The organism is Aliiroseovarius marinus (assembly GCF_004360145.1).
GTDB classification, from domain to species: Bacteria; Pseudomonadota; Alphaproteobacteria; order Rhodobacterales; family Rhodobacteraceae; genus Aliiroseovarius; species Aliiroseovarius marinus.
Genome location: NZ_SAIT01000016.1, coordinates 93,524 through 100,433, shown reverse-complemented (window position 1 = coordinate 100,433; position 6,910 = coordinate 93,524). Strand labels below are relative to the sequence as shown.

Sequence of the window (6,910 nt, the reverse complement as noted above, 5' to 3'; positions counted from 1 at the left end):
GGCGGCGCTACCGTGGTCCAATATTGCGCCGCCCTTTATATATTCTGCGCAAAAAAGCAATCGAAACCTTGTTTTTTATGCGGAAACCATCTGTTTTTCAGGACTTTGCGGCACGATTGCGGGGAATCGGTCCAGCAGGCCTTGATTGCAGCCCTTTCGCGGCGCCATTTCATACGAAAAGCGCGCCCTCGCTAAGAAGGCGCGCCCGTGTTTTTCTAGCGATTGCTGGCTACAAACCCGGTTTCGGCTGCAGGCCTTAACCGCACTTGGAGTGGCCGCAGGATCCGCAGGTCATGCAGCCTTCGATCATGCGCATGTCATACTGACCACAGCTGGGGCAGGCTTTGCCGCGCGGTTGCTCGCCCAAGTTTACAACCTCGGCTTGGGGATCGGATTTCAGGCCCATGCCTTCGCCTTCCAGGAAGCCGGTTGCGATCATGTGACGCTCGATGACCGAGCCGATGGCCGCCAAAATCGACGGGATGTACTTCCCATCCATCCACGCGCCACCGCGCGGGTCGAACACGGCTTTCAGCTCTTCCACGACGAAGCTGACGTCACCACCACGGCGGAACACGGCCGAGATCATGCGGGTCAGCGCAACCGTCCAGGCGAAGTGCTCCATGTTTTTGGAGTTGATGAAGACCTCGAACGGGCGGCGATGGCCGTTGATGATCAGGTCATTCACGGTGATATAGATCGCGTGCTCGCTATCGGGCCATTTCACCTTGTAGGTATGACCTTCCAGCGACTGCGGACGGTCCAGCGGCTCGGAAATATAGACCACGTCCGCACCGCTATCGGCTTCGGGCGCTTTTTCGCTTTCCTCGGACACCGATAGAACCGATCCGGTCACATCGTTCGGGCGATAGGTAGTGCAGCCCTTACAGCCGGTTTCCCACGCTTCCATGTAGACGTCCTTGAAGTCATCAAAGCTGATGTCTTCCGGGCAGTTGATGGTCTTGGAAATCGAGCTGTCGATCCATTTCTGCGCCGCCGCCTGCATCTTCACGTGATCCATCGGCGCGAGCGTCTGCGCGTTGACGAAATAGTCCGGTAGCTCTTTGTCGCCAAACTTGTCGCGCCACAGCTGCACGGCATAGTCCACGACCTCTTCCTCGGTGCGCGAGCCATCGGGCTGCAGCACTTTGCGGGTATAGGCGTAGGCGAAGACCGGCTCGATCCCCGAAGACACGTTGCCCGCGTACAGGCTGATCGTGCCGGTCGGTGCAATCGAGGTCAGCAGCGCGTTGCGGATGCCGTGTTTGCGGATTGCGTCACGTACATCGTCGTCCATATGCTGCAGCGAGCCCGAAGCCAGATACTTGTCCGCATCAAACAGCGGGAACGCGCCTTTTTCCTTGGCCAGCTCGACCGACGCCAAATAGGACGCGCGCGCGATTTGTTTCATCCACGCTTCGGTCTGGGCAGCCGCCTCGTCCGAGCCATAGCGCAGGCCCAGCATCAAAAGAGCATCCGCCAGACCGGTCACACCAAGACCGATACGACGCTTGGCTTGGGCTTCTTGCGCCTGAGCCTCCAGCGGGAAGCGGCTTTCGTCCACCACGTTGTCCATCATGCGCACGGCAGTCGAAACCAGCTCGGTCAGCGCGTCGCCGTCCAGTTCGGCGGTTTCTTCAAACGGATCCTTGACCATTTTTGCAAGGTTGATCGAGCCCAGCAGACAGGCGCCATAAGGCGGCAGGGGCTGTTCACCACAGGGGTTGGTGGCGGCGATTGTCTCGCAATAGTTCAGGTTGTTCATCTGATTGATGCGGTCGATGAAGATCACGCCCGGCTCGGCATAATCATAGGTCGCCTTCATGATCTTGTTCCACAGATCACGCGCTTCAACCGTGTGATAGACGGTGCCGTTGAACTTCAGATCCCAGCTGCCATCCGACTTCACGGCTTCCATGAAGTCATCCGTGACCAGAACCGACATGTTGAACATGCGCAGACGGGCGGCGTCGGATTTGGCGGTGATGAAGTCCTGAATGTCCGGGTGGTCACAGCGCATGGTGGCCATCATCGCCCCACGGCGCGAGCCTGCGGACATGATCGTGCGGCACATCGCGTCCCAAACGTCCATGAAGGACAGCGGGCCGGATGCATCTGCGGCGACGCCCATCACATCCGCGCCACGCGGACGGATGGTCGAGAAGTCATAGCCGATCCCACCGCCCTGCTGCATGGTCAGCGCGGCCTCTTTCAGCATATCGAAAATGCCCGACATGCTGTCCGGGATGGTGCCCATGACAAAGCAGTTGAACAGGGTCACGGCGCGCCCGGTACCTGCGCCAGCGGTAATGCGGCCTGCTGGCAGGTATTTGAAATCTTCCAGCGCGTTATAGAACCGCTCTTCCTGCTTGGGTTCCGACGCGGACAGGGCGCGCGCGATGCGGCGCCACGTGTCTTCAACCGACTGATCCTGAGGCGTCCCATCGGCCTTCTTCAAGCGATATTTCATATCCCAGATCTGTTCGGCGATGGGGGCGGCAAAGCGGCTCATACGATTGGTTCCTGTTCGTCTTGGAGGGCTTTTCACGATACGTGAGAGGCCCATTTTGGTCAATGGTCGCGCGACCTTTTCCGAGCGTTGCAACCGGCACGTGCAGCGATTGCGAATCCCGCACAGGGCGCGTAAGATCGGACTTCTAGAACACTACATGTAGATGTGAAAGATGGTAAAGTACGTAAATCTGGTAAAACTATGCGTTGGCGCCGAGAAGGTCGAAGATCTGACCGCGTGGCAGAATATGCGCATGGGACAGACCGGATTGCCGAACCCAACGCACGTCACCCGCATGTGGCCCAAACGCGAGGCCGAACTGCTGGCGGGCGGCTCTCTATATTGGGTATTCAAGGGGCTAATCTTGGCCCGTCAGCGCGTTCTACGCCTAGACGAAGTCATCGGACAAGACGGTATTCGCCGCTGTGGGTTGGTGCTGGATCACGACGTCGTCCTGACCGAAAGCACCCCGCGCCGGGCGTTTCAGGGCTGGCGCTATCTGTCGGCGGAAGATGCGCCGCGGGATCTAAAAGCCGATGCGCCGTCCGATAAAGAGCCGCTGCCCGCCGAACTGGCCTCGGCGCTGGCGGAAATCGGCATTCGCTGATCCTGCGGTCACAAAAGTTTCGCAACCAGACCGCACATTACCCCCGTGCCTGATTCCGATTTTCCCGGATGCCCGCCCGGCAAAATCGATGGTACGCCGCGTGCCCGTCTGGTCCGATCGCACGCAATCTACGCTCTGACGGCAGCCCCCTACGCCGTCAGAGCGTTTTCGCATTTGTTGCTCTTGGAACGACCTTCAATCACTGTTAGCCTCCAGCCGATTTCAGGAGGACACCATGGCACTCGGCACCAACATCCGCACCTATTTCAATGGCACATGGCACAATGAAGATCTGGCCGTGATGAAAGCCGCGGATCATGGATCGTGGCTGGGCACGAACGTGTTCGACGGCGCGCGATTCTTCGAAGGTGTTCACCCGGATCTAGACGCACACTGCGCGCGCACCAACCGCTCGGCCGAGGCGCTGATGATCACGCCGACCGTGACGACCGAGCAGATGATCGAGATCGTGAAAGAAGGCTTGGCGCTGTTTCCGAAAGATGCCGCCGTCTATATCCGCCCGATGTACTGGGCCATTGATGGTGGCCATATGGGCGTGGCGCCAAAAGAAAACAGCACCGGCTTTGCCATCTCGCTGGAAGAAATCGCGATGGCTCCGCCGCAGGCCTCGTCTCGCCTGACCACCACCCAGTTCCGCCGCCCCACTTTGGACAGCGCCATCGTGAACGCGAAAGCCGGGTGCCTCTATCCCAACAACGCTCGGATGCTGCTGGAAGCCCGTGCCAAAGGGTTCGACAACGCCATGTCGCTTGATGTGATGGGCAACGTGGCCGAGACCGCAACGGCCAACATCTTCATGGTCAAAGACGGCGAGATCTTCACCCCGATTGCCAATGGCTGCTTCTTGGCTGGAATCACCCGCGCCCGACACATCAAGAACCTGCGCGCCGACGGATACACCGTGCATGAGACCGTTCTTGGCTATAACGACTTTCACAATGCGGACGAGGTGTTCACCTCGGGCAATATGTCGAAAGTCACCCCCGTCAGCGCCTTTGAAGACACGCAATATAACGTCGGTCCGGTGACACAGCGGGTGCGCGAGCTGTACTGGGACTGGGCGCTTTCCGGGGCGGGCTAAGACGCGGGATCGTAGAAAAACGATAGACACTCCCCAACCGCTCGGGCAGAGTAATCCCGTTTCGGAGGACATCTATGCGCAAGTTTCTCGTAATTCTGGATGACAGCCGCGAATGCCTGAACGCGATGCGGTTCGCCGCCATGCGTGCGGCCCATACGGGCGGCGGCGTCACGGTTCTGTCGATCATCCCACCAGACGAGTTCAATCACTGGATCGGCGTTGGCGAGCTGATGCGCGAGGAAGAGCGCGAGCGGATCACAGTGCATTATGAAGTCTTCGCGAAATGGATGCGCGACCGTCAGGATGTCGACCCCGAGCTGGTCATCCGCGAAGGCGAAGCCGTGCCGGAAATTCTGGCCCATGTGCGCGAAAACCCCGACGTAGGCGTGCTGGTTTTGGGCGCGGGCGAAGGAAAAGCCGGCCCCGGTCCGCTGGTCACACAAATGACCCGCGCCGCCGCCGATCTGCCAATCCCGATCACAATTGTGCCCGGCACGATGACCAAGGAACGTCTTGAAGCGATCACGTGAAGACGGTTTTAAACCTGCTTTATCTAGCTTCGCTTGCGACCATTTCGGTTGTCGGCTTGATGTGGAACACGGTTTCTCATGGGTTTCACGCCAGCGGTGGGGAATTCCTTTGCCGTGAATTGAAAAGCAGCGGCGGCGACGATGACGCGATGGTGGTGATGTTCATCACGCTAATTATCCCCATGATCATCCGCCTCATGCGCATAAAGAAGCCATATGCCCGTATGGAACTACTTGTGCTTTTACTCTGCCTAGGGCTTTCCGTCTTCGGCTTGTGGCTCGCCGCGCTTGATTGTGCCGATATCTTGGATACCGCATTTGCGGTACCAGACTACGCCCTTCAAGCAGCTCTTTTAGGAATGGTGTTGGCGCTTGCGTGCGGATTTGCGCTCTGGCGGATCAGCGTGAAGGTCGCCCGAGATGGTTGACACCTGACCGCGTGAGGCCCATATCAAACCTGACAAAAAAGGTGCGCCCATGTTCATTCAGACTGAATCCACTCCGAACCCCGCTACGCTGAAATTCCTGCCCGGCCAGAACGTTCTGGGCGCTGGAACCGCTGACTTCCCGACGGCCGATGCCGCCGAAGGCTCGCCACTGGCGGCGCGTGTCTTCAAAGTGAACGGCGTGACCGGCGTGTTCTTCGGTGCTGATTTCGTCACCGTGACCAAGGACGACGCGGTGGATTGGGATCACATCAAGCCCGCCATCCTTGGCGCGATCATGGAGCATTTCCAGTCGGGCCAGCCGGTCATGGCAGGCGAAGCTGCCGCTTCGGGCCATGCGGAGCACACCGGCGAAGACGGCGAAATCGTCGAGCAGATCAAAGAGCTGCTGGACACCCGCGTCCGCCCCGCCGTGGCCCAAGATGGTGGCGACATCACCTTCCACGGCTTTGATCGCGGCATTGTTTACCTGCACATGCAGGGCGCCTGCGCGGGCTGCCCGTCCTCGACCCTGACCCTGAAAATGGGGATCGAGAACCTGCTGAAGCACTACATCCCCGAAGTGGTCGAGGTACGCCCCGTTGCGGCCTGATCCCGTGATCTTGGCATTTGACACATCGGCCGCGCATTGCGCGGCCGCTTTGCTGTGCGGAGACACGATTATCGCGCAGAAGCACGAGGAGATGGCGAAGGGCCAAGCCGAACGCCTGTTTCCATTGCTGGAAGAGGTTCTGGCAGAGGCGAACGTCACATGGTCCGACCTGAGCGCCATCGGCGTAGGTATTGGTCCGGGAAACTTCACCGGCATCCGCATCTCGGTCTCGGCCGCGCGCGGGTTGGCCTTGTCCTTGGGTGTGCCCGCGATTGGCGTCTCGTCGCTTGAGGCGCAGGCTTTTGACGCCCCCCGCCCTGTGTGGTCATTGATCGACGCACGACGGGATCATGTCTATGCGCAGCAATTCACGGACGATGGCAGCTCCGCGCCCAGCCTGATCACGGGTGACGAGGTTGCAACCCTGACCGGGGACCGTATCGGTCCCGAAACCTCGACACATCCGGCCCCGGCCATCGCCCGGATCGCCGCCGAACGTCTGCGTGCGGGTGAAACCGCTGATCGCCCTGCCCCGCTCTATATCCGCTCTGCCGACGCAGCGCCCCCGCGCGACCCGGCGCCGGTGATCCTGCCCTGATCTGCCATGTCTGACGCCTCTGCAGACATCTTGTCAGCGATCCATGTCGCGGCCTTCGTCGAAACGCGCGGTTGGAGCGCGGATGAGATCGCCCAGCTTCAGGCTTCATCCCATGTATTCACCACCGCCCGCCCCAACGGTTTTGCCATAGGCCGCGTTGTGGTGGATGAGGCCGAGCTTTTGACCGTGGCCGTCACCCCCGCAGCACAGGGACACGGGATCGGCGCCCAATTGCTGCAGGATTTCGAACGCACCGCAGCCGACCGAGGCGCCACACGTGCCTTTCTTGAGGTCGCAGAAGACAACGCTGCCGCCCTTGCGCTCTACCAGAACGCGGGCTGGTCGATCTGTGGTCAAAGACCCGCCTATTACACGCGATCCGACGGCACAACCTGCACCGCAATCTTGATGGAAAAGCACCTTACCTAAGGTGAACCTTCTGATTTTCCCCAAGAATTGCGGCACTGCGGCGAACAAAATTCCGCATCTCCCCTTGCCCTCGCATGAAAATCCCGGATGATCT

General features: G+C 59.7%; 9 protein-coding genes. 8 read left to right on the top strand and 1 reads right to left on the bottom strand.

Features of this window, described 5'->3' with window-relative positions; genetic code table 11:
* Positions 1-260, top strand: a 260-nt coding sequence (locus tag EOL43_RS15420; protein WP_205669556.1) for a hypothetical protein, incomplete at its 5' end; no start/stop codon positions are given.
* Here the strand turns inward: EOL43_RS15420 and EOL43_RS13665 are convergent.
* On the bottom strand, positions 257-2,512 hold the full coding sequence (locus EOL43_RS13665) for an adenosylcobalamin-dependent ribonucleoside-diphosphate reductase (RefSeq protein ID WP_133489468.1): 2,256 nt from the start codon (positions 2,510-2,512) through the stop codon (positions 257-259). The two genes, EOL43_RS15420 and EOL43_RS13665, sit on opposite strands and share 4 nt — an antisense overlap.
* 172 nt (positions 2,513-2,684) lie before the next feature.
* Between EOL43_RS13665 and EOL43_RS13660 the strand changes: the two genes are divergently transcribed.
* The 7 genes from EOL43_RS13660 to EOL43_RS13630 all read left to right on the top strand — a co-directional run bounded on the left by EOL43_RS13660 (position 2,685) and on the right by EOL43_RS13630 (position 6,816).
* Positions 2,685-3,119 carry a DUF1489 family protein gene (locus EOL43_RS13660; protein WP_133489467.1) on the top strand — a complete coding sequence of 145 codons (435 nt, stop codon included), beginning with the start codon at positions 2,685-2,687 and terminating at the stop codon, positions 3,117-3,119.
* 235 nt (positions 3,120-3,354) lie between these two features.
* The gene (locus EOL43_RS13655) at positions 3,355-4,221 is read left to right on the top strand and encodes a branched-chain amino acid aminotransferase (protein ID WP_133489466.1); all 867 of its coding nucleotides are present in this window, start codon (positions 3,355-3,357) and stop codon (positions 4,219-4,221) included.
* A 74-nt stretch (positions 4,222-4,295) separates the two neighbouring features.
* Complete coding sequence (locus EOL43_RS13650) at positions 4,296-4,751, top strand: universal stress protein (protein WP_133489465.1); 456 nt, start codon at positions 4,296-4,298, stop codon at positions 4,749-4,751.
* Entirely contained in the window at positions 4,748-5,179 is a 432-nt protein-coding gene (locus tag EOL43_RS13645; protein ID WP_133489464.1) for a hypothetical protein, read from the top strand. The genes EOL43_RS13650 and EOL43_RS13645 overlap by 4 nt, the downstream gene beginning before the upstream one ends.
* Before the next feature lie 49 nt (positions 5,180-5,228).
* Positions 5,229-5,789, top strand: coding sequence for a NifU family protein (locus tag EOL43_RS13640; RefSeq protein ID WP_133489463.1), 561 nt, complete (start codon positions 5,229-5,231; stop codon positions 5,787-5,789).
* 10 nt (positions 5,790-5,799) lie between these two features.
* Positions 5,800-6,387, top strand: a complete 588-nt coding sequence (tsaB, locus tag EOL43_RS13635) for a tRNA (adenosine(37)-N6)-threonylcarbamoyltransferase complex dimerization subunit type 1 TsaB (protein WP_240686559.1) — start codon at positions 5,800-5,802, stop codon at positions 6,385-6,387.
* Positions 6,388-6,393: 6 nt separating this feature from the next.
* Positions 6,394-6,816, top strand: a complete 423-nt coding sequence (locus tag EOL43_RS13630) for a GNAT family N-acetyltransferase (RefSeq protein ID WP_133489461.1) — start codon at positions 6,394-6,396, stop codon at positions 6,814-6,816.
* The last annotated feature ends 94 nt before the right edge of the window (positions 6,817-6,910 follow it).

What these genes read in the sequence shown, in the direction of transcription:
- EOL43_RS13665 (WP_133489468.1), bottom strand. Translation starts at nt 2,512, where the DNA reads ATGAGCCGCTTTGCCGCCCCCATCGCCGAACAGATCTGGGATATGAAA.
- EOL43_RS13660 (WP_133489467.1), top strand. Translation starts at nt 2,685, where the DNA reads ATGGTAAAGTACGTAAATCTGGTAAAACTATGCGTTGGCGCCGAGAAG.
- EOL43_RS13655 (WP_133489466.1), top strand. Translation starts at nt 3,355, where the DNA reads ATGGCACTCGGCACCAACATCCGCACCTATTTCAATGGCACATGGCAC.
- EOL43_RS13650 (WP_133489465.1), top strand. Translation starts at nt 4,296, where the DNA reads ATGCGCAAGTTTCTCGTAATTCTGGATGACAGCCGCGAATGCCTGAAC.
- EOL43_RS13640 (WP_133489463.1), top strand. Translation starts at nt 5,229, where the DNA reads ATGTTCATTCAGACTGAATCCACTCCGAACCCCGCTACGCTGAAATTC.
- EOL43_RS13630 (WP_133489461.1), top strand. Translation starts at nt 6,394, where the DNA reads ATGTCTGACGCCTCTGCAGACATCTTGTCAGCGATCCATGTCGCGGCC.